Source organism: Streptosporangium sp. NPDC020145, from assembly GCF_040631275.1.
Classification (GTDB): Bacteria; Actinomycetota; Actinomycetes; order Streptosporangiales; family Streptosporangiaceae; genus Streptosporangium.
This window is the reverse complement of sequence record NZ_JBEXZT010000008.1, coordinates 80278-101528: the sequence shown is the minus strand read 5'-3', so window position 1 is coordinate 101528 and position 21251 is coordinate 80278. Positions and strand designations below refer to the sequence as shown.

Sequence of the window (21251 nt, the reverse complement as noted above, 5' to 3'; positions counted from 1 at the left end):
CCAAGGGGGAGCGTAAAGGGGAGGAGGTCACACGCGGCCCGTTCCCGTCGCCGTTTCCGCGCCGGGCAGGCCGCTCATCGCGGACAGCAGGTCGAGCCGGTCGACGACGCCGACGGCCCGGCCGTTCTCGACGACGACGATCGGCAGCGCCGTCCCCATCGCGGTCGGCACCGCGTCGCGGATGACGGTCCCCGAGGGCAGGGGCGGGCCGTCGAGGCGCTCGCCGTCACGCGGGCGGCGGCAGATCCAGCGCAGCGAGAGCACCTCGCCCCTGGGCACGTCCCTGACGAAGGCGGCCACGTGGCCGTCGGCCGGGGTGCCGACCAGTTCCTCGGGGGTGCCGAGCTGGACGATCCCGCCGTCCCGCATGATCGCGATGCGTTCGCCCAGCCTGAGCGCCTCGGACAGGTCGTGGGTGACGAACACCATGGTCGTGCCGGCCTCGCGGTGCAGGCGGGTGACCTCGGCCTGCATGTCCCTGCGGATCAGCGGGTCGAGCGCGCTGAAGGGCTCGTCGAACAGCAGCACCTCGGGCTCGCAGGCCAGCGCCCTGGCCAGGCCGACCCGCTGCCGCATGCCGCCGGAGAGCGTGTCGGGCCGGGCGTCGGCGAAGCCGTCGAGGCCGACCAGGGACAGCAGCTCCCCCGCTCTGCGCCGCCGCCTGGCCCTGGGGACGCCCTGGATCTCCAGGCCGTAGGCGATGTTGTCGAGGACCCCCCGGTGCGGCAGCAGGCCGAAGTGCTGGAAGACCATGCTCACCCGGTGCCGCCGCAGCTGCCTGAGCTGCGCGGGGGAGGCGGTGCGCACATCCTGCCCGGCGATCGTGATCTCTCCGGCGCTCGGCTCGACCAGCCGGGTCAGGCACCGGATCAGGGTGGACTTCCCGCTGCCCGACAGGCCCATCACGACGAACGCCTCGCCGGGCCGTACCGAGAGGGTGACGTCCCTGACCGCGGCGACGCAGCCGGTGCGCTCCCTGAGCTCGGTAGGGGACAGGCGGGTGAGGAGGCTGCGGGGAAGGCGGTCGGCGCCGGGGCCGAAGATCTTCCACAGCCCGCGCACCTCGATCGCGGCACCGCCGGACGGGACCACTGACTCCTCCAACCTGACATCCGGATTCGGTGGGCCAAGGACGTAGTGAGTCAAGATATGAGGGAAATATCGCCAATTACAATGATGTGGCCTTCTGGAGATGTTTTGTGGTTTAAACGGCTGTCCTTAATTGTTGACTGGAACGGTGTAAACGGTCAAGTGACGCATAAAAACGTAATGGATATATAAGGATGTCCGTAACGAGGATTCCAGTCTGGAAATGAGGATTGATACTTCCGGGGTGTGGTCCCATAAGTAGTCATTCATGAAGGTGTGTTCGATTGGCCCAATAGGTTGAGATGTGCTCGAATTGCCGGGGCCGTGGGAAATTCGGCCGGTATTCGTCCACCGAGAGGCAGCGTTCGGTGAGTACACACAAGATCGAGGGGGCGGGCAGCGGCCTTCGCCTGCGGAACTGGCGGGTGCGCTCCAGGCTCGTCGCGCTCATCCTGGTTCCCACGGCGGCGGCGGTGCTGCTCGGCGGGATCCAGGTCGCCGCCTCCCTGCGCGCCTCCACCGACTACCAGCGGGTCAACGACCTGGCCAGACTCTCCGACCACATCGGGGCACTCACCCACGCGCTGGCCCAGGAACGGGACCTGACCTCCTGGTACGTCGCCCAGGGCCGTCCGCAGCGTCAGACGCAGGCCGTACGGCGGCAGATGGAGGCGGTCGACACAGAGGCGACGGGCGTGCGGGACGGCGCGGCCCTGCTCAGGACCGCGGTCGGCGGCCGGACCAGGGACGAGGTCGAGACCGTGATCACCCGGCTGGACGACCTCGGCCCGCTGCGGGACCGGGCGATGGGCCCCTCGCTGCTGCCGGACGCGGCCGTGGACGCCTACACCCTGGTCATCGGCGACCTGCTGTCCCTCCACGACGAACTCGGCAAGGGCAGCGACGACGACGCGCTGTTCGGCCAGGCGCTGACCCTCGGGGCGCTGGCCAGGGCGAAGGAGGCCCTGTCGCTGCAACGGGCGCTGCTGTCCGTCGTCCTGGTCGCGGGCCGGTTCGAACAGGACCAGATGGAGAGGTTCCTCGGCGCGCTCTCCGAGGAACGCAACGCGCGCCGGGCCTTCGCCGTCGAGGCCGGAAGCGAGGAACGCCGCCTGTTCGGCGAGACCGCCGACGGCCGTACCGCCGACCGGGCCGAGTTCCTCCGCGAACTGGTGCTGCTGCGCGCCTCCTCCGGCGCCTCCCTCAAAGGCCTCGACCTGGCGAGGAAGGACGACGCCAAGGAGTGGTACGACGCGGCGACCGTCACCATCGACCGGATGCGCGAGATCGAACGGCGGCACACCCAGGCCATCGTCGCCCGCAGCCAGGAACTCGGCGCCGCCGAGCAGAGCCGCGCCCTGCTGACGGCCGCAGGCGTCGCCGGTCTGCTGCTGGTCGTGCTCCTGATCACCACCGGGGTCGCACGCTCGCTGGTCAAGCCGCTGCGGCGGCTGCGGAGGGAGGCGCTGCGGATCGCCGAGGACCGGCTGCCCGCCTACGTCCAGCAGGTGCGCGAGTCACGTGACGGCGAGGTCGCCGCCGAGGTCGTCCCGGTCGGCGTGCTGTCCCGCGACGAGATCGGCGAGGTCGCCCGCGCCTTCGACGAGGTCCACCGGGAGGCGGTACGGCTGGCGGGGGAGGAGGCCAGGCTGCGCACCACCGTCAACGCGATGTTCGTCAACCTCTCCCGCCGCAGCCAGACCCTGGTCGAACGCCAGCTCACCCTGGTCGAACGGCTCGAACGCGGCGAACGCGACGACCGGCGCCTGGCCGACCTGTTCAAACTCGACCACCTCGCGACCCGGATGCGCCGCAACAGCGAGAACCTCCTCGTCCTGGCCGGTCAGGAGGTCGCACGGCGCTGGCGGACCCCCGTCGAGCTGATGGACGTGGTCCGCGCCTCGCTGTCGGAGGTGGAGAACTACGACCGGGTGGCGATCCGAGTCCAGGCGGAGGCCGCGGTCATCGGCCCCGCGGTCAGCGACGTGGTCCACCTGCTCGCCGAACTGCTGGAGAACGCGCTGTCCTTCTCCCCGAAGGAGAACCCGGTCGTGGTCTCCAGCGGCGTCATCGACGGCGGGGGCGTGATGATCTCGGTGGCCGACCAGGGCATCGGCATGACGCCGGAGGAACTCGCCGAGGTGAACCGGCGCCTGGCGGGCCCGCAGGGCGCCGACGCCTCGACCGCGCGCCGCATGGGCCTGTTCGTGGTCGGCCGTCTCGCGTTCAAGCACGGCATCCGCGTCCAGCTCCGTCCGCAGGAGGCGATGGGCCTGACCGCCATGGTCCTGCTGCCCGAGACACTCCTGACCTCGGTCACCACGCACAACGGGGCGGCGGTCCTCGCGGCGCCCGCGATCGTGTCCGAGGAGGTCGTCACACCGCTGCCCGGCACCGGGGTCCCGGCGCAGGAGGAGGAGTTCCTGCCGATCTTCGCCTCGGTCGAGTCGGGCTGGTTCCGCGCCGGAGCCGCGCCCCCGTTCTCCGGCTCGGCCTCGACGGGAGGTCCGGGATCGACGGGAGAGGTCCCGATCGTGGCGGGAGAGCCGGAATCGTGGTCCTCCCCGGGGGACGACGGCTGGCAGGCGGCCAAGGTCGCAGGCGACCCGGCCCTCGGGGGGACGACCTCCTCCGGCCTGCCGCGCCGTACCCCGCGGGCGAACCTGGTGCCGGGCTCCGTCGCCGGCCCCCCGGGTGGTCCGCCCCCGGCCAGGCACGCCAGGTCGGCCGACCTGGCGCGCACCCGGATGTCGAGCTTCCAGGACGGGGTGCGCAGGGCCCGCAACGAACTCCCGAAACGGGAGAGCTGAGCCATGGCGGGACACGACCCCTGGTACGGCGAACGGCCCGCCGAACCGGCCGAGGAGGAGAGCTCCCTGGTCAGGATGTACGCCGTGACCGGGGGAAGGACGACGCCCTCGGCCGGGCTCGCCATGGAGGCCCTGGTCTCCTCGGCCACCTCGGCCAGGCTCGGCCTGTCCTACGTCCGGGAGTACCGCGCGATCAGCGAGCTGTGCCACCAGGTCCGCTCGGTCGCCGAGATCTCGGCCCTGCTGGGCGTTCCCCTCGGCGTGGCCCGGGTCCTGATCTCCGACATGGAGGCGGAGGGGCTGGTGCGCGTGCACCGTCCCAGGGGCGAGGCGGGCGGTCCCGACCTGGCCACCCTCGAACGGGTCCTCAGCGGGCTGCACCGCCTCTGACCCGGCTCAGGCTTCCGCGAGGGCTCCCGTGAGCCACCAGCGCGCGGCGACCAGCTCCGCAACGAGGGTCTCGGTGAGCAGGGCGACGTCCCGGTCGTCGTCGTGCCGGTAGCGCACACTCGCCCTGGCGCCGGGCACCTCACCGCCGACCGCCAGGACGGCCGAGCCGCGCCGGGTGATCCACTCCATCGCCTGGTCGTCGTAGCGCGAGCCGGGGAACAGCAGCGCGCGGTAGTCGAGGGTCTTGGTGAGGTAGACGTCCACGTGGGACCAGTCGCCGCTCTCGCAGGCGTCGGCCGCCCGGCGCGGTCCCTCCCGGAACATCAGCGCCGACTGCTCGGCCGAGGACAGGCGCTCGACGGGGGCGATCGTGTGGACGCCGTCCGGCCCGTCGAGCAGCTCGGCCGCCGTCTCAAGCCACAGGTCACGGCGTTCGAGCAGGTCGCCGGTGGCCTCGGCGGTACGGCGCAGCAGCGCGGGCACACCGGTGCCGGTGCCGGTGCCGGTGAGACGGTCGCGCAGGGCCAGCAGCAGGGCCAGGGTGTGCTGGAAGGTCCGGCAGGCGACGCCACCGCGTTCCTCGCCCGCCGCCATCGGCACCACCAGGTCGGCCCCCTCGGTGACCGGGGAACCCGGGGTGTTGGTCATCGCCAGCACGAAGGACCGTCCCCGGTAACGGGCCAGCGCGTCGAGGGTCTCCCGGCTGCCGCCGGTCGCGGAGATCGCGACGACCAGGGTGTCCGGGAGGGCCGGGGGCAGCAGGTCACCGGAGGCGTACTCGGCGACCGCCTCGACCCCCGCCGCCCGCAGCCGCAGCGCGGCGACCCCCGCGGCGTACCGTGAGCTGCCCATGCCCAGCAGGAGCACCCGCCCGATCCGGCCGGGGAGCCCGGCGAAGGGGTCGGTCTCGGCGAGGAGCCCGGCGAGGTCGGCCAGCGCGGCGGGCTTGGCCTCCAGGTCGGCGAGGTACAGCTCGGGATTCACGGTCTCTCCTGGTCGGCTCGTAGGGCGTCGGCTCGCGCGCCGTCACGGGTGACGCATACGCGTTTGTCACGGGTGGGCGCTGTCACGGGTAACGGGAGCGCAGGACGCCCATCGGGGCGTACCGCCAGCGGGGCAGGTGCCGGGCGGCGTAGATCAGCTCCCGGCACTCCTGCTCGATCTCGAACGGGTGGAGCAGGGAACGGTCCAGCAGGCCGGCGTGGCCGTGCTCCGCCAGCCGGGTCAGGTAGGCCTCCCCGAGGACGGCGACGGCCTCGGCCGCCCACCGGCCGGTCGCCGACGGGTCGGCGCCGCGGCGTCTGACGGCGACCTGCCCGGCGTGCTCCAGGCTGGTGGTGAGCTGGGCCAGGTCACGGGCCACGGGCTGGTGGAGGTCCGCCTCGGTGACGGTGGGGTTGCCGTCGAAGTCGATCACCGCGTACCCCTCCCGCCAGCGCAGGATCTGTCCCACGTGCAGGTCGCCGTGGACGCGCACGAGAGGCGTCGGGCCGGTCGAGGCCAGCGGCGCCAGCCCGGCGCGCAGCGCGTCGGCGCGCTCGCGCAGCCAGCGCCCGTCCGTGTCCCCGGTCAGGGCGAGCGCCTCCCGCAGGGCCTTCTCGGCGCGGGCGGCCAGGTCCCGCCCCAGGTCGTGCGCCCGCCGTACCGGGTCGGGGAAGGTCGCGGAGGGGGTGGCGAGCGCCGCGTGCAGGTCGGCGGCCAGCGCGCCCAGGTCGGCGGCGAAGGCCGTACGGCCCGCGGCGGCCTCCTCGACGCACCACTGCCAGCCGTCCACCGCGCCGGGGAGGTAGGCGGTGACCAGGGCGAGCAGCCTCCCCTCCCGGCAGAGCGCCGCGTACGGCGTCGCGGTCGCGGTGAAACCGGTCTCCGCGAGGTGGGCGAGCACGTCAGGGGCGGGCTGGGGGAGCGGGGCGGGCGGGGTGAACCACTTGACGACCACGCTCTCCCCGACGACCACCGAGTGGTTGGTCTGGTCCACGCCGACCCCTCGCTCGGCGCCGGAACCCATAACACGGGAGGCCGTTAGTTGAACTCCTGTTGAAAAGTCGGAGATCGGGGTGAAGGGGAGAGGGCCGAATCTCCTGACCGTGAAGGGAGGGGGAATCTCGCTGTTCAGGGCCTCGACCAGCGCGTGACTGCGGCCGTCTCCCGCCTGTGGCACGGTGTTCAGTCGAGTCCAGATTGAAGTGGAGTGCAACAGGCGGACCAAACTTTCCAGGGGTGATGACGCGCAAAGTCTTGCCCAAGTTATGGTTGGCTGCAACACTCCTGGTTTGGTCTGCCGTGTCCGTAACGGTCGGTGTCCACCACTTATCCCGAAAACTGAAGGAGTAGCGGCCGTGTCCCGTGCCCGGTACCCCCGTCGTCTTCCGGCTGTCACCCTGGTGGCCGGTCTCGCATTAGCCGTATCGGCCTGCGGCGGAGGAACCACGGCGGCCCTTCCCGAGGCGACCCCCTCGGCGTCGGCGGAGCAGCTCAACCCCAACGCGAACCTGTCCAAGCAGAGCGTGACCATCTCGGTGTGGCCGGGTTATACCCCCGAGGACCTGGCCGCGCGGGTCGAGGAGAAGCTCAGGTTCAAGCTCAAGGTGGCCACGCACGACACCAACGAGATCATCATGGGCAAGCTGACCGGGGGCGCCGACACCGGTATCGACGTGGCCTTCGTCTCCGGCCAGTACGCCCAGGCGCTCAACGCGGCGGGCCTGCTCGAACCGATCCACCCCGAGCTCATCCCCAACCTGGCCAACCTCTACCCCGAGGCCAAGGAGCTCGCCTTCGACCCGGGCAACGCCTTCTCCGTCCCCTACACCTGGGGGACGACCGGCATCTGCTACCGCAGTGACCTGCTGAAGACGCCGCCGACGAGCTGGAACGACATCCTCAGCCCGCCGGAGGACGCCAGGAAGAAGGTCACCATGATGACCACCGAGCGCTGGCTGGCACTGCCCGCCGTCAAGGCGCTCGGGATGTCCGTCAACACCCGCAACGACCAGGACCTGGCCAAGGTCAAGGAGAAGCTGGTCGCCGCCAAGCCGAACCTGCTCGGCTACGACGACGTCACCTTCGGCGACCGCCTCAAGAGCGGTGAGGCCGTCATGGTCGAGGCGTGGGACGGCTGGTGCCCCACCTCGGAGAAGAACATCAAGTTCGTGGTGCCCAGAGAGGGCAGCGACCTGTGGGTCGACACCATGGTCGTGCTGCGCGGCTCCAAGAACAAGGAGGCGGCGCACGCCTTCATCAACTTCATCCTGGACCCGAAGATCCACGGCTGGGCCGCGCGGAACATCCTCTACAAGGTTCCGAACAAGGCCGCCATGGACGCGCTGCCCGCCGAGCTCAAGCAGAAGAACGCGCCGCTGCAGATGACCCCGTCCCAGCTGCTCGCCGGCGAGTCCATCGTCGACCTGGGCGATGACTCCGCGAAGTACACCCGACTCGCCACCGAGGTCAAGGCAGCGCAGTGACAGCCCCCGCCGTCTCCGGCGCGACCGTCAACTCCCGGTCGCGCCGGTCACGTCTGGCGGAGCGGCTCGTCTTCCTCGGGCCTGGGCTGGCCTACCTGATCGTCCTGCTGCTGATCCCGCTGGTGACGGTCCTGAGCTTCTCCCTGTTCCGCAGGGGGCGCTTCGGCGGGGTCATCTACGAGGCCAGTGCGGACAACCTCGTGCGCCTGGCCGATCCGATCTACCTCGACATCCTGCTCGGCTCGCTGCGGACGGCCCTGATCGCCACGCTGGTCGCGTTGCTGCTCGGCTACCCGACGGCGTACTTGATCGCCAGGCTTCCCAGGAAGTGGAAGACGGTCGCGCTGGTGGCGATCGTGCTGCCCTTCTGGACGAACCTGCTGATCAGGGTCTACGCCTGGATCGTGCTGCTGAGCGGCCCCGGGCTGGTCAACTCCGCCCTGGGCAGGCTCGGTCTCGGCCCCTTCGAGTTCCTGTACAACCAGGGCACCGTCGTCGTCGGGCTGGTCTACTCCTACCTGCCGCTGATGGTGCTGCCGCTGTACGCGGCGATCGAGCGGCTCGACCCCCGCCTGGCCGAGGCCTCGGCCAACCTCGGGGCCAGGCCCGCCCGCACGTTCCTCTCGGTGACGTTGCCGCTGACGCTGCCCGGCGTCCTGACCGGCTGCCTGTTCGTGTTCGTCCCGAGCTTCGGGAACTTCGTCATCCCCGAACTGCTCGGCGGCGGACGTTCGATCATGGTCGGCAACCTGATCAGGGACCAGTTCCTCACCGCGCGGGACTGGCCGTTCGGGTCCGCCCTCACGCTGGCGCTGCTCGCGGTGCTGGTCGTCCTGCTCCTCCTGCAGGCATGGAGTGTCCGCCGTGCGTAGACCGCGTCTCCTCCACGTCCCCTTCTGGGCGACCTATGTGTTCCTCTACACGCCGATCGTCGTGCTCGTCGTCATGTCGTTCAACGCGGGGAGGTCGCCCTACTCCTTCACCGGCCTCAGCCTGAAGTGGTACGGCAAGCTCGCCGGGAACGCCCTGGTACGCGAGGGCCTGGTCAACACGCTGATCGTGGCCGCGGGATCGACGGCGCTCGCGACCGTGCTCGGCACCCTGCTCGCCGTGGGCCTGGCCAGGCACACCAGGTCACGGGTGCTCGACACGCTCAGCGTGCTGCCGGCCGTACTGCCCGACCTGGTGCTGGCCATCGGGCTGCTGGTCTTCTACGCGGCGGTCAGGAAGACGCTCGGCCTGCACTCGGTGCTGCTCGCGCACACGGTCTTCGGCATGGCGTTCGTGACGGCGGTCGTGCGCACCCGGCTCACCCACGTGGACGACTCCCTTGAGGAGGCCTCGCAGGACCTGGGCGCCTCGCCGTTCACCACGTTCGTGCGAGTCACGCTGCCGCAGCTCATGCCGGGCATCGCGGCGGGCGCGCTGCTGGCGTTCACGCTCTCCGTCGACGAGTTCGTGATCGCCTTCTTCACCGCGGCGCCGACCACGCCGACCCTGCCCATCGTCATCTACTCAATGGTCCGCTTCGGGGTCACCCCGGAGATCAACGCGCTGGCGACGCTGCTGCTGGCCGTGAGTTTCACGGTGGTGATCGCGGCCCAGCGGATGACCCGACTGACGGAGTCACTGTCCTGATGCTGCAGATCACAGATGTCAGCCGCCGTTTCGGCGACGTCACGGCGCTGTCGGGGGTCTCCCTGGAGATCCGCCAGGGCGAGTTCTTCGCGCTGCTCGGCCCGAGCGGCTGCGGCAAGACCACCCTGCTGCGGATCCTGGCGGGCTTCGAGACGCCGGACGCGGGCACCGTCACCCTCGACGGCGCCGACCTGCTCACCCAGGCCGCGCACCGCCGCCCGGTCAACCTCATGTTCCAGTCGTACGCGCTGTTCCCGCACATGACCGTGGCCAAGAACGTCGCCTACGGCCTTGAGCGGGAGCGGCTGCCCAAGGCCGAGATCCGGGAGCGGGTCGCCGAGGTCCTGGCGAAGGTCGGCCTGGCCGAGGCGGCGGGCCGCAGGCCGGACAGGCTCTCCGGAGGCCAGCGGCAACGGGTCGCGCTGGCCAGGGCGATCGTGAAACGGCCCAGGCTGCTGCTGCTGGACGAACCGCTCTCCGCGCTGGACAAGAAGGTCCGCGCCGAGATGCAGCTCGAACTCAAGCGGCTCCAGCACGAGGTCGGGATCACCTTCGTCGTGGTCACCCACGACCAGGAGGAGGCGATGTCGCTCGCCGACCGGATCGCCGTCCTGTCCGCGGGCCGGGTCGAGCAGGTGGACGCCCCGGTCACGCTGTACGAACGGCCCGCGACGCCGTTCGTCGCCGGGTTCGTCGGGGCCAACAACCTCTTCACGGGTACGGCCTGCGCGGGCGGGCTGACCTGCGAGGGAGTCGGCGTGCTGGCCGGGCCGGACGGGCTGCCCGAGGGGGCGGCGGCGCTGCTGGCCGTACGGCCGGAGCGGATCAGGCTCACGGAGGTCGCGGAACCCGTGGCGCCGGATCCGGGTGACGCCGTCGAGAGCACCGTCGAAAGCGTCGTCCAGAGCACTGCCGAGAGCACTGCCGAGAGCGCCTCCGTGAGCGCCTCTGAGAGCGGCGACGGCGTGGGCGAGGACGCGGAAAACGGCGCTGAGCGGCTCTCTGAGAACGGCGGTGACGACGCCTCCGGGACCGCCGAGCGGGAGAACGCCTCCGGTGACACCGGGCAGGCGGCGCAGGAGGCCCTGCAGGACGCTGAGGTCGTCACTGAGGGCCAAGGGACGGCATCCGCTGACAAGGGCCCGGATGTGGACAATACGCCTTCTGAGGCCACTGAGGCTGCCGGAGCGTTGCGGGGGAGGGTGGCCGATGTCAGCTTCTACGGCGGCGTGTCACACGTCTCGGTTCTCGTGCCCGGTCGCGACGGCGTGGTCCTTGTGGCGACGCAGGGGGCGACGCGGGTCCAGGTGGGGTCTTCGGTGACCCTCACCTGGGCGGCGGAGGACGGGGTGCTGATCCCTCAATGAGACGTCTTGAGCGGGTTGTTCGTGGCGGTCCTGGCGTAGGCGAGGATCAGCTCCGCCGCCTCATCCGGGCCGATCACCGGGTGGCGGGCCGTTATGCGGTAACCGTACGCGTCTTCGAGCGCGACGAGGTTGCGCGCGATGACCAGGGAGTCGTCGGACAGGGTGAAGGTCCCCAGCGCGGCTCCGGTCTCCAGGATGCTCTGGTACATCGAGACCTGGCGGTCGTAGAGCGTGGTGAGCAGCAGGGCGTACATCCTGTTGCGGGGCGCGGCTCCGCCGAGCTCGTTGAGCAGCCGGACCTCCGGATCGTCGGGACCGTGTGGCAGACCGGAGCGGATGGTCACGACAAGCTTCTCGACGGGGTCGCGCATGCCGCTGATCCGCTTGATCCGCTGCTCGTAGAAGCGCTCCATGCCGGCGTGGTGCGCGTCGACCAGCAGTTCGCCGAGCTGGGGGTAGTGGTACAGCACGGCGCCGGAGGTCAGACCGGCCTCCTCGGCGACGTGGTTGAGGTGCACCCCCTCGGTGCCGTGCCGGATGATCGCCCGGTGTGCGGCGGCGATGAGATCGAGGCGCCGATCCGCCCGTCTCTTGCGCGTCATATTCCCCCACTCGTTCGGGACCCGGTTCAGTACCGGGGTCCATAGTGACCGTTTCCTAGCGTTTTAGCTAGAGCAAGTATTGAATCATTCTTCAAGCCGCATAACTCCCAGTCACTTGGAGGCGTGATGTCACTCACGATCCTGTTCATGCCGGAAAGCGCCTACGGACCCACGAACAACTGCATCGGCATCGGTGACATTCTTCGCAAGCGCGGCCACCGAGTCGTTTTCGCAGCTGAGGCTTCATGGAAAGGGAAATTGACCGCCCTCGGATTCGAGGAGGACCTGGTAGACCTGGCGCCCCCGGCCGAAGAGGAGCAGGACCCGGGACAGTTCTGGAAGGACTTCATCCGGGACACCGCGCCGGAATATCGCAAGTCGACCGCCGAGCAGCTTGAGACGGTGACCAAGCCGATCTGGGACGCGCTCATCGACGGTGTGAAGTACTGCGAACCGCGGTTGAAGGAGATTATCGAGCGCGTCAGGCCGGACGTGATCGTAGAGGACAACGTGATCACTTTTCCCGCGCTGCTCACCGCGGGCAAACCGTTCGTCAGGATCGTCTCCTGCAACCCGCTTGAGGTGCGCGGCGAGGGCGTGGCGCCGGTCTTCTCCGGGCTGCCCGCCGACGACCGCTCCGAGTGGGAGGCCTTCCGCGCCGAGTACGACAGGACCCACCGTGAGGTGTGGACCTCCTTCAACGAGTGGGTCGTCGCCCAGGGGGCGCCGCCGCTGCCCGACCTGGACTTCGTCCACGAGGGCGACCTGAACCTCTACGTCTTCCCCGAGGTCCTCGACTACACCGGTGACAGGCCGCTCGGCGACACCTGGCACCGGCTGGACTCCTCGGTGCGCGAGACCGACGAGGACTTCGCGCTGCCCGAGCCGCTGGCCTCGGGGGAGGGCGCCCTCGTCTACTTCTCGCTCGGCTCGCTCGGCTCGGCGGACGTCGCGCTGATGCAGCGGGTGATCGACGTGCTGGGCACGACGCCGCACCGCTTCGTCGTCTCCAAGGGCCCGCTGCACGAGGAGATCAAGCTCGCGGAGAACATGTGGGGCGCGGAGTTCCTGCCGCAGACCAGGATCCTCCCGCTGGTCGACCTGGTCATCACCCACGGCGGCAACAACACCACGACCGAGGCGCTGCACTTCGGCAAGCCGATGATCGTGCTTCCCCTGTTCTGGGACCAGTACGACAACGCCCAGCGCGTCGACGAACTGGGCTACGGCGTGCGCCTGGCCCCCTACACCTTCACCGACGAGGAACTGACCGGCGCGCTGGACAGGCTGCTCGGTGACACCGCGCTGCGTGAGCGGCTCGCCGCGGCGGGTGAGGAGATCCGCCGCCGCGACGGCCTGCGCCGGGCCGCCGACCTGATCGAGCGGGCCGGAGCCTGACGCCCCCGGCACCATGACATGACGAGAGAAGTTCCATGAGCACGTTGATCAACCCGGCGACCGGGGAGTTCCTGTCCGAGGCGCGTGACACCCCGGTGGCCGGGGTCGCGGCGGCCGTACGGCGGGCCCGCGAGGCCTACCAGGAGTGGAGCGGGGCGACCGCGGCCGAGCGGGCCAGGGTGCTGCTGCGTTTCGCCGACCTGGTCGAGGCCGACGCCCAGGAACTCACCCGGCTTGAGGTCGGCGAGACGGGCAAGCCCGCCTCGGTCTTCCGCGAGGGCGAACTGCCCTTCGCCGTGGACAACCTGCGCTTCTTCGCCGGGGCCGCGCGCTCGCTTGAGGGAACCGGGGCCGGGGTGCTCAGCCCCGGCTACACCTCGGTGCTGGTGCGCCGTCCCGTCGGCGTCGTCGGGGCGATCGCTCCGTGGAACTTCCCGCTGGTGATGGCGGTGTGGAAGCTCGGCCCCGCGCTCGCCGCGGGCAACGCGGTGGTCGTCAAGCCCGCGCCGCGCACGCCGGGCACCACGCTGCGGCTGGCCGAGCTGTTCGCCGGGGCGGGAGCGCCCGACGGGCTGCTCCAGGTCGTCCTCGGTGGCGCGGAGGTGGGCCAGGCGCTGGTCGCCGACCCCGGCGTGGACCTGGTGAGCGTCACCGGCTCGACCGAGACGGGCCGCGCCGTGATGCGCGGTGCGGCGGTCCTCCCCAAGCAGGTCCACCTGGAACTCGGCGGCAAGGCGCCCGCGCTGGTCTTCGGTGACGCCGACCTGGCCGACATGGCCAGGGGGGTCGCGATGGGCGCGACCTACAACACCGGCCAGGACTGCACCGCCGCGACCCGCGTCTACATCGCCCGCGAGGTGTACGGCCAGGCCGTCGAGGCGCTGCGCGCGACGCTTGAGGGGATCAGGACGGGAGACCCGTGGGACCCGGCGACCGACATCGGCCCGCTGATCTCCGGTGAGCACCGCGAACGCGTGCACGGCTTCGTCGAGCGGGCGGTCGCCGCGGGCGCCTCGGTGGCGCTGGGCGGCGTCCCGGAGGAGGGGCCGGGCTTCTACTACCCGCCCACGCTGGTCACGGGAGTGACACAGGACAGTGAGATCGCCCAAGAAGAGCTTTTCGGACCGGTCCTTCTGGCTCTACCGTTTGACGACGAGGACGAGGCGGTACGGCTGGCCAACGACACCAGGTACGGTTTAGCCTCTTCGGTCTGGTCCACGGACGTGGCGCGGGCACTACGCGTCTCCCATCGACTCGACGTGGGTGTGACCTGGGTGAACGACCATCTGCCCATCGCGTCGGAGGCCCCGCACGGCGGGGTCAAGGGCAGTGGCTTCGGCAAGGACATGAGTCAGGAGGCGGTCCAGGCGTACTCGGTTACGCGCCATTTGATGATCAAGCACCAGGTTCCGGAGGCGAGAGAATCCTTCCGGCCCTCGTGAGGTTTGTCGCCAAATATCCCTTTTGTGGGGATTTAGCGGCACATACTCCATTCGAAGTGACATAAAGGATGTGCTCAAATTGCTACCGCCGTATCCAAAACCGGCGAGGGGTTACGTAGGCCAGTGATGACACAAGACCGCCGCAACCACCGTGAGTCAGCGGTGGGCAGTCGCTTCCTGCCCTCGAACTGGCGCGTGCGTCCCCGTCTGGTCGCGCTGATCCTGCTCCCCACGGCCGCGGCGGTGGTGCTGAGTGGACTCCAGCTCACCAACTCGCTGACCGGCGCCACCGAATACCGCAAGAACGCCGAGGTCGCCTCGCTCATCGAGCAGCTCACCGACCTGTCCTACGAGATGGCCGACGAGCGTGACCTCACCGCCTGGTACATCGCCGACCGGCGCAGGCAGGCGCGCCTGGCCAGGGTCAAGGACATGCAGGGCCGGGTCGACCTGACCCGTACGAAGGTGCTCACCGCGATCGACGCCCTGGGCGACGACCAGGAGCCGCGCATCGTCGCCGAGGTCGCCCAGGTCCGCAACTGGCTCAACGGCCTGTTCAGCCTGAGAAAGGCTCTCACCAGCGGCGACGTGCTTCCTCGTGCCGCCCTCGGCATGTACACGCGCATGATCGCCGACTTCATGACGCTACACGACGATCTGGGCCGCAGCGCCCGTGACCAACGTCTGGTCGGTGACGTCCTCGCGCTCGGCGCCCTCACCCAGGCAAGAGAGCAGGTCGCGAGGCAGCGCGGCATTCTGCTCGTCGCCCGCATCGAGGGCCGGTTCGACTTCGACGACCCCGCCGACTTCCTGGGCGCCTACAAGGGCCAGCTCAACGCGATGTCCACCTTCCGGTCCACCGCGTCGACGACGGACATCAAGCGTCTGAACGACGTGCTCACCGACCCGAAGATCTCCAAGGCCGACGCCATGCGCGCCCTGGTCATCTCCCGGATGCGCGAGAACCTGGGCCTGCCCAGGGAGATGGGCATGAACGCCTGGTACGAGGCCTCCTCGGCCCTCGTCGACGGACTGAACGCCGTCGAGCGAAGCCTGGCCGCCTCGGTCACCTCCCGAAGCCAGGAGCTGCAGGCCGCCGAGGAGCAGAACGCCATCGTCACCGGTGCGACGATCCTGGTCCTGCTGATCATGATCCTGCTCGTCACCGCCTGGGTGGCGGGAACGCTGGTCAGGCCGCTGCGCCAGCTGCGCAGCGAGGCCCTGGAGGTGGCCGGCAACCGGCTGCCGGAGACCGTCCGCGTGCTGCGGGAGACCGGTGAGGCCGATCCGAGCGTGGAGGTCTCCCCCATCGACGTGGACTCCCGCGACGAGATCGGGGAAGTCGCCCGGGCCTTCGACGAGATCCACCGCGAGGCCATCCGCCTGGCGGGCGACGAGGCCAGGCTGCGTAACAACGTCAACGCGATGTTCATCAACCTCTCCCGGCGCACCCAGTCGCTCGTGGAACGGCAGATCGACCTCATCGACGACCTGGAGCAGGGCGAGCAGGACGACGCCCAGCTGGCCAGCCTCTTCAAGCTGGACCACCTGGCCACCCGCATGCGCCGTAACTCCGAGAACCTCCTGGTCCTCGCGGGTCAGGAGCAGAGCCGCAGGTGGAGTGAGCCGGTTCCGCTGAGCGACGTCGTGCGAGCCTCCCTGTCGGAGGTCGAGAACTACGAACGCGTCGGCCTGCGGGTCGAGGCGGGTACCATGATCGTTGGCTCCGCCGTCAACGACATCGTCCACCTGATCGCGGAGCTCGTCGAGAACGCCATCTTCTTCTCGCCGCAGGACACCAAGATCATGGTGAGCGGCAACGCCAACGAGACGGGGGCCATCATCCTGGCGGTCACCGACTCGGGAATCGGCATGAGCGACGAGGAGCTGGCCGAGGCCAACCGTCGTCTGGCCGAGCCCCCCGCGGTCGACCTGTCGGTCTCCCGCAGAATGGGCCTGTTCGTGGTCGGCCGGCTGGCCATGCGTCACGGTATCCGGGTCCAGCTGCGCCGTCCCGAGACCGGCGGCCTGAGCGCCGTCGTGCTGCTTCCCCCGCAGGTCGTCGCCCAGTCGCCGCTCATGCCGCAGCTGGCCATGGCCGGTCAGAACGGCCCCTCGGCCCTGTCCGGCAACGACCCGTTCAGCGGGGCGCCCAGCTCCGACCCGTTCGGGAGCGTTCCCTCGATGGGCGCCGTCAGGCAGGCCCCGCCCGCCCAGCCGTCCCTGCCGGTCCCGCCCGCTCCGGAGCCCTCGATCCCGCAGACCCCGGCCCCCTCGGTCGCGGACCTGTGGTCGGCGCCGGTCGTCTCCGCGGCGGCGGTCGAGGACCTGTGGGCCTCGCCGCTCACCCCGTCCCCGCCGTCCTTCCCGCCGGCGCATCCGTCGTTCCCGGCGGGGGACCCGTCCTTCCCCACGGCGCAGCCGCCGCGTCAGTCGGAGTCGTCCTTCCTGGCCGAGCCGTCCTTCCCCGCGGCGCCGCCGTCCTTCCCGGCCGAGCCCTCGTTCCCGGCCGCCCACCCCTCCTTCCCCGCCGACTCGTCGTTCTCCACGACGCAGTCGCCGTTCCCGGGAGGCGAACCACCGAGGGGCGGGCAGCCGCCCGCATGGCCGGAGATGCCGCCGGTCGACCCGTGGACGCCGCCCAGGCGCGAGGTTCCGGACCACACCCAGGCCCTGCCCGCGGTCGAGGTGTCGCCGACGGAGCCCGAGCCCGAGGAGTTCCTGCCGATCTTCGCGGCGGTAGGATCGGACTGGTTCCGCAACACCTCCGCCGAGCTCGTGGCCGACCCCGAGGCCGAAGCCGAGCCCGCGGAGGAGGAAAGGCAGGAGACGCCCTCACCGGAGCGGTCGCTCCAGGAGGAGTCGCCCGTGCTGCCCATCAGGCGGCCGGGGCGCCAGGGACCGCCTCCTTCGGAGGAGCAGCCGGAGAGGCAGCCGTGGAGTTCCCCGTCCGACCAGGGATGGGCCGCGGCCGAGGTCGCGAAGAAGCCCGTCGAGGGCGGTGTAACCGGTTCGGGCCTGCCGAAGCGGGTGCCGAAGGCCAACCTCGTGCCCGGAACGGCCGCCCCGGCCCCGAGCACTCCGGTGGCCCCGCTGCCCCCGATATCGGCGGAGCGGGTGCGTAGTCGTCTGTCCAGTTTCCAGCAAGGCATACGGCAGGGCCGCGCCGAGATGATCGAGCGGTTGAACGCCGCTGAGGGAGAGAACCAGTGAACCACCAACTCAGTCAGGCCGCCCGAGGCTTCAATTGGCTGATCACCGAGTTCGTCAAGGAGATGCCCGGTGTGGCCCACGCGGTGATCGTCTCCGCGGACGGTCTTCCGCTGGCCTACTCGCAGGGCTTCCCGAAGGACCGCGCCGACCAGCTCGCCGCGATCACGGCCGGTCTGATCAGCCTGACCCAGGGAGCCTCCCGGGTCTTCGAGGGCGGTCCCGTCGCGCAGACCGTGATCGAGATGCAGCGGGGTCTCCTGCTGACGATGTCGATCAGCGACGGCTCCGCGCTGGCCGTACTGGCCTCGCCGGACTGTGACATGGGCCTGGTGGCCTACCAGATGACCATGCTGGCTGAGCGCGCGGGGCAGGCGTTGACACCTGCTCTTCGGGCCGAGTTGCAGTCGGCTCAGCGATAGGGAGGTGATATGGACGCACCAGGTTGGCGCCCGGGTGAGGAACCCCCAAGCACGCCTCAGGCCAAGAGCGGACGTAATCGTCTGATTCGTCCGTACGCTGTGACCGGAGGCAGGACGGCGCCCCGCATGCAGCTCGCTCTGGAGGCCCTGGTCTCCTCGGCGACCTTCATGAGCGTGGACACCGCCACGCTCTCCACGGAGTACCAGGCGATCATCTCGTTGTCCCAGCAGGTGCGCTCGGTGGCGGAGTTGTCCGCCCTGCTGCGCATGCCACTGGGCGTGACCCGGGTGCTGATCGCGGACATGGCGACCGAGGGCCTGGTGCAGATCCACCAGCCGTCGCTGGATGCCGGAAAGCCGGATCTCAACTTGCTTGAAAGGGTGCTCAGTGGGCTTCGCAGGCTCTGACGCCGGAATGACGTCAACGAAGATCGTTGTCGCCGGAGGATTCGGTGTCGGCAAGACGACCTTCGTCGGAGCGGTCTCCGAGATCATGCCGCTGACCACGGAAGCGGTTATGACGGAGGCCAGCGCGGAGGTCGACGACCTCTCGCACATCCCGACCAAGCGGACCACCACGGTGGCCATGGACTTCGGCCGGGTTTCGCTGGACCGGGACCTGATCCTGTACCTGTTCGGTACGCCGGGTCAGCACCGGTTCTGGTTCATGTGGGACGACCTCGTCAAGGGCGCCATCGGCGCGATCGTGCTGGTCGACACCCGGCGGCTGGCCGACAGCTTCCCGGCGATCGACTACTTCGAGGAGGCGGGGCTGCCGTTCGTCGTCGCCCTCAACGGCTTCGGCGGTACGCACTTACACGGTGAGGAGGAGGTGCGGGAGGCTCTGACGATCTCTCCGCACATCCCCGTCGTACGGACCGACGCCCGTTCGCGGGACGCGGTCAAGTCGACCCTGATCACCCTGGTCGAACACGTTCTGACGCTTCGCGTCTGATCTTTCTCTCCCGGTGTGGGACCCGCCACGACGGCGGATCCCACACCGGGCCGGCCTCACCGGCGAGCCGGCCCGGTCACACCGGTCTTTCTCTTCCTACTTCTCCGGGCGAACCCAGACTCCGCGCTCGTGCATCAGCTCGATCTGCCTGTCGATCACCTCGGTGCGGAACTCCGTGTGGTTGTACGGCTTGCGGTCGAGGTAGAGGTTCTTCGGGTAGATCGGCTTCTCGTAGATGAGCTGGTACTGCTCGGTCTTGAGGTCCTTGATCCAGTTGTCCCACTGCGCGTTGGCGCGGAACCTGCGCAGGGCCTCGATGTCGATCGTGCCCGAGACCCAGGAGGAGGCGCCGCCGTAGTCGTGACGCCCGACGATCTGCCCCTTGTAGTCCACGACCATCGAGTGGCCGCCGAAGGTGTCGATCGGGACGTCGGAGTCGGGGGTCAGATAGTAGGTCCCGACGTTGCAGGCGATCAGGTAGCAGTTGTTGTCCAGCGCCCTGGCCTGGTTCTGGATCGCGTAGAGCCCGTTGCCGACGTGCGGGTGCGGGTACGGCCCGCGGTAGATGATCTCCGCGCCGTTCATGGCGAGCCCGCGGGCGTTCTCCGGGTAGGAGGCCTCGTTGGCCATGAGCACGCCGATCCTGCCGATCGCGGTGTCCGCGACGGGGTAGAACGCGTCGAGCGTCTTGCCGTACAGCTCGACCCAGCGGTCCCAGACGTCGTGCGGGGTCACCGAGTGTTCGACGGGCAGCAGCGGGACCGTCTTGTAGTGCGTCATGACGATCGCGCCCTCGGGGTCGATCACGAGGCCGACGTTGAAGAAGCGTCCGGGGAACTCGGGGTGCAGGGCCTTGGCCTGGGCGACGATGTAGGTGTTCCACTGGCGGGCCAGCGCGCCGAGCCGGTCGGTCTCAGGACCGGGCACCTCGATCGCGACCTCCCTGGCGAAGTCCTCGTGGTCGAGGTCGAGGACCTCGTCGTTGAACCCCTGCAGGGCGCCCTCGGGAATCGCGATCAGGCGGACGGGCAGGTCGAGGCTGGACAGCCAGGAGGCGGCCTTGACCAGGTGTTCGATGTGCTCCAGGTTGATCTGGATCTCGTCCCGGTTGCGGACGCCGCGCATGGTGGGAACCAGGCCGACCGCCTGGTATGCCTCGATCATTTCTGTCCTCCGAGCAGGAGAGAGTTGACGTCGAACGGCTTGGGCAGGTAGCCGTACTCAAGCATCAGGTCGGAGACCCGCTGCAGCCGTACGGCGTTGGTCGTGACGGGGAAGCCGGGCAGCTGCATGATCTGCGCGGTCTGAGCGTTGATCTTGGTGTACTGGGGGATCGCCTCGGCGACGGCCTTGCGGTCGTTCGCCGCGACCGTCTGCGCCTTCAGCAGGGCGCGCTGGAAGGCGGCGACGGTCTTGGGGCTCTTGCCCGCGAACTCCGAGGTGACGAAGTAGCCCGCGATCGGGAAGCTGTCCGTGGGGCCGGCCATCGTGTCGGCGAGCTTCACACCGCCGTCGGCGGCGGCCGCGCTCACGAACGGCTCGGGCAGGAAGGCCGCATCCACCTGACCACTCTTGAGGGCCTGCCACATGTTGGGGAAGGGCACCTCGATGAAGTCAATCTTGTCGCGGACGACGTCCAGGCCGTGTACCTTCAGAGTCACGCTGGTCGCCAGCGTGGCGATGTTCTTCTTCGTGTTGACGCCGACCTTCTTGCCCTTGAGGTCCTCGACCTTGGTGACGTTCGAGTTGGGCGCGGTCAACAGGACGAAGGAGCCGGGCGTCGCGACGGTCGCCTCCGCGATCACCTTCAGGTCCGCGACGTTCTGCGCGGAGGCGGTGAAGGCGGAGACGTAGTTGCTGTGCAGCACGTCGAACCCACCGCTGAGCAGCGTGGGGAGTGCGGCCGCGCCACCCTCGATGAGGGAGAACTTGACGTTGAGGCCCTCTTCCTTGAAGAAGCCCCGGCTGATGGCGATCTGAACCGGTGCCACCTCGGGGAGCGGCAGCATACCGATGGTGATGTCGGTCTTCTCCAGGCCGTTCGCCGCGCTCGTTGCGCTTTTCCCGCTGCTGCAGGCGGTGGCGAGAACGGAAAGAGCGACGATGACCAGGCATGCTCGTGTTAGTGGACGGAACCTCATATGTGGCTCCTCGAAGAGGTGAGGGAATGCGGCATGAGTTGGACGTCCCGGAATCGGGGAGAAGAGATCAAGGAGCGATCGTAGATGCTCTCAAATCCAGCAGCAACCCTTAACGTCGGGTTTATCGACAGTCCATAATTTATGTCCCTATATAGCATGTTTTGTTGCTGTAAGGGGTGATTTACCGGTTTAGCGAAGTGCCTACTTGACGGAATTGAGGCTCCTGTTACGGGGGGTTGCCGGTTTCCGGCCATCCGTATGTAGGGAGTTGACGCCGCCAGATCGGGCGTCGCGACCGTTTCGGGCCACCGGAATGTGTG

18 protein-coding genes are annotated in these 21251 nt (G+C 69.3%); 12 read left to right on the top strand and 6 right to left on the bottom strand.

Annotated elements, in window-relative coordinates:
• Positions 1-27 precede the first annotated feature (27 nt).
• On the bottom strand, positions 28-1104 hold the full coding sequence (locus tag ABZ463_RS17240) for a betaine/proline/choline family ABC transporter ATP-binding protein (RefSeq protein ID WP_362776972.1): 1077 nt from the start codon (positions 1102-1104) through the stop codon (positions 28-30).
• Positions 1105-1457: 353 nt separating this feature from the next.
• On the opposite strand from ABZ463_RS17240, the gene ABZ463_RS17235 reads away from it, so the two are divergent.
• Both ABZ463_RS17235 and ABZ463_RS17230 read left to right on the top strand, forming a co-directional pair.
• Positions 1458-3899: a nitrate- and nitrite sensing domain-containing protein gene (locus tag ABZ463_RS17235; protein WP_362776970.1), complete on the top strand. Its 2442-nt coding sequence runs from the start codon at positions 1458-1460 to the stop codon at positions 3897-3899.
• 3 nt (positions 3900-3902) lie between these two features.
• The gene (locus tag ABZ463_RS17230; protein WP_352009553.1) at positions 3903-4289 is read left to right on the top strand and encodes a DUF742 domain-containing protein; all 387 of its coding nucleotides are present in this window, start codon (positions 3903-3905) and stop codon (positions 4287-4289) included.
• A gap of 6 nt (positions 4290-4295) precedes the next feature.
• Here the strand turns inward: ABZ463_RS17230 and ABZ463_RS17225 are convergent, their stop codons facing one another.
• Both ABZ463_RS17225 and ABZ463_RS17220 read right to left on the bottom strand, forming a co-directional pair.
• A complete protein-coding gene (locus ABZ463_RS17225) occupies positions 4296-5273 on the bottom strand; it encodes an SIS domain-containing protein (RefSeq protein WP_362776968.1) in 978 nt (325 codons plus the stop codon).
• 82 nt (positions 5274-5355) lie between these two features.
• A complete protein-coding gene (locus tag ABZ463_RS17220; protein ID WP_362776965.1) occupies positions 5356-6267 on the bottom strand; it encodes a hypothetical protein in 912 nt (303 codons plus the stop codon).
• 361 nt (positions 6268-6628) lie between these two features.
• Here ABZ463_RS17220 and ABZ463_RS17215 point away from each other — a divergent pair, with 361 nt between their 5' ends.
• From ABZ463_RS17215 to ABZ463_RS17200, 4 genes are read left to right on the top strand one after another with little or no spacing between them, the layout of a single operon-like run.
• On the top strand, positions 6629-7756 hold the full coding sequence (locus tag ABZ463_RS17215; protein WP_352009550.1) for a spermidine/putrescine ABC transporter substrate-binding protein: 1128 nt from the start codon (positions 6629-6631) through the stop codon (positions 7754-7756).
• Complete coding sequence (locus ABZ463_RS17210; RefSeq protein WP_362776962.1) at positions 7753-8628, top strand: ABC transporter permease; 876 nt, start codon at positions 7753-7755, stop codon at positions 8626-8628. Before ABZ463_RS17215 ends, ABZ463_RS17210 begins: the two co-directional genes overlap by 4 nt.
• Entirely contained in the window at positions 8621-9394 is a 774-nt protein-coding gene (locus tag ABZ463_RS17205; protein ID WP_362776960.1) for an ABC transporter permease, read from the top strand. Before ABZ463_RS17210 ends, ABZ463_RS17205 begins: the two co-directional genes overlap by 8 nt.
• Positions 9394-10761 carry an ATP-binding cassette domain-containing protein gene (locus tag ABZ463_RS17200; RefSeq protein WP_362776958.1) on the top strand — a complete coding sequence of 456 codons (1368 nt, stop codon included), beginning with the start codon at positions 9394-9396 and terminating at the stop codon, positions 10759-10761. Before ABZ463_RS17205 ends, ABZ463_RS17200 begins: the two co-directional genes overlap by 1 nt.
• On the opposite strand, the gene ABZ463_RS17195 is transcribed toward ABZ463_RS17200, so the two are convergent.
• Positions 10755-11363 (bottom strand): TetR family transcriptional regulator, encoded by a 609-nt coding sequence (locus ABZ463_RS17195; RefSeq protein WP_352009546.1) that lies wholly within the window; start codon positions 11361-11363, stop codon positions 10755-10757. The two genes, ABZ463_RS17200 and ABZ463_RS17195, sit on opposite strands and share 7 nt — an antisense overlap.
• A gap of 258 nt (positions 11364-11621) precedes the next feature.
• Here ABZ463_RS17195 and ABZ463_RS17190 point away from each other — a divergent pair, with 258 nt between their 5' ends.
• The 6 genes from ABZ463_RS17190 (at position 11622) to ABZ463_RS17165 (ending at position 18790) form a co-directional block, all read left to right on the top strand.
• Entirely contained in the window at positions 11622-12761 is a 1140-nt protein-coding gene (locus ABZ463_RS17190; protein WP_362776955.1) for a nucleotide disphospho-sugar-binding domain-containing protein, read from the top strand.
• A gap of 35 nt (positions 12762-12796) precedes the next feature.
• The gene (locus ABZ463_RS17185) at positions 12797-14203 is read left to right on the top strand and encodes an aldehyde dehydrogenase family protein (protein WP_352009544.1); all 1407 of its coding nucleotides are present in this window, start codon (positions 12797-12799) and stop codon (positions 14201-14203) included.
• Between the two features lie 126 nt (positions 14204-14329).
• Positions 14330-17416 (top strand): nitrate- and nitrite sensing domain-containing protein, encoded by a 3087-nt coding sequence (locus tag ABZ463_RS17180; RefSeq protein ID WP_352009543.1) that lies wholly within the window; start codon positions 14330-14332, stop codon positions 17414-17416.
• Positions 17413-17835, top strand: coding sequence for a roadblock/LC7 domain-containing protein (locus tag ABZ463_RS17175; RefSeq protein WP_184713289.1), 423 nt, complete (start codon positions 17413-17415; stop codon positions 17833-17835). The genes ABZ463_RS17180 and ABZ463_RS17175 overlap by 4 nt, the downstream gene beginning before the upstream one ends.
• A gap of 9 nt (positions 17836-17844) precedes the next feature.
• Positions 17845-18243 (top strand): DUF742 domain-containing protein, encoded by a 399-nt coding sequence (locus tag ABZ463_RS17170; protein WP_352009542.1) that lies wholly within the window; start codon positions 17845-17847, stop codon positions 18241-18243.
• 7 nt (positions 18244-18250) lie between these two features.
• Positions 18251-18790 carry an ATP/GTP-binding protein gene (locus ABZ463_RS17165; protein ID WP_184713291.1) on the top strand — a complete coding sequence of 180 codons (540 nt, stop codon included), beginning with the start codon at positions 18251-18253 and terminating at the stop codon, positions 18788-18790.
• Between the two features lie 96 nt (positions 18791-18886).
• Here the strand turns inward: ABZ463_RS17165 and ABZ463_RS17160 are convergent, their stop codons facing one another.
• Entirely contained in the window at positions 18887-19954 is a 1068-nt protein-coding gene (locus tag ABZ463_RS17160) for a nitrilase-related carbon-nitrogen hydrolase (RefSeq protein WP_352009541.1), read from the bottom strand.
• Entirely contained in the window at positions 19951-20931 is a 981-nt protein-coding gene (locus ABZ463_RS17155) for an ABC transporter substrate-binding protein (RefSeq protein ID WP_352009540.1), read from the bottom strand. The genes ABZ463_RS17160 and ABZ463_RS17155 overlap by 4 nt, the downstream gene beginning before the upstream one ends.
• Positions 20932-21251: the final 320 nt, after the last annotated feature.

What these genes read in the sequence shown, in the direction of transcription:
- ABZ463_RS17230 (WP_352009553.1), top strand. Translation starts at nt 3,903, where the DNA reads ATGGCGGGACACGACCCCTGGTACGGCGAACGGCCCGCCGAACCGGCC.
- ABZ463_RS17200 (WP_362776958.1), top strand. Translation starts at nt 9,394, where the DNA reads ATGCTGCAGATCACAGATGTCAGCCGCCGTTTCGGCGACGTCACGGCG.
- ABZ463_RS17195 (WP_352009546.1), bottom strand. Translation starts at nt 11,363, where the DNA reads ATGACGCGCAAGAGACGGGCGGATCGGCGCCTCGATCTCATCGCCGCC.
- ABZ463_RS17185 (WP_352009544.1), top strand. Translation starts at nt 12,797, where the DNA reads ATGAGCACGTTGATCAACCCGGCGACCGGGGAGTTCCTGTCCGAGGCG.
- ABZ463_RS17180 (WP_352009543.1), top strand. Translation starts at nt 14,330, where the DNA reads ATGACACAAGACCGCCGCAACCACCGTGAGTCAGCGGTGGGCAGTCGC.
- ABZ463_RS17170 (WP_352009542.1), top strand. Translation starts at nt 17,845, where the DNA reads ATGGACGCACCAGGTTGGCGCCCGGGTGAGGAACCCCCAAGCACGCCT.
- ABZ463_RS17165 (WP_184713291.1), top strand. Translation starts at nt 18,251, where the DNA reads ATGACGTCAACGAAGATCGTTGTCGCCGGAGGATTCGGTGTCGGCAAG.
- ABZ463_RS17160 (WP_352009541.1), bottom strand. Translation starts at nt 19,954, where the DNA reads ATGATCGAGGCATACCAGGCGGTCGGCCTGGTTCCCACCATGCGCGGC.
- ABZ463_RS17155 (WP_352009540.1), bottom strand. Translation starts at nt 20,931, where the DNA reads ATGAGGTTCCGTCCACTAACACGAGCATGCCTGGTCATCGTCGCTCTT.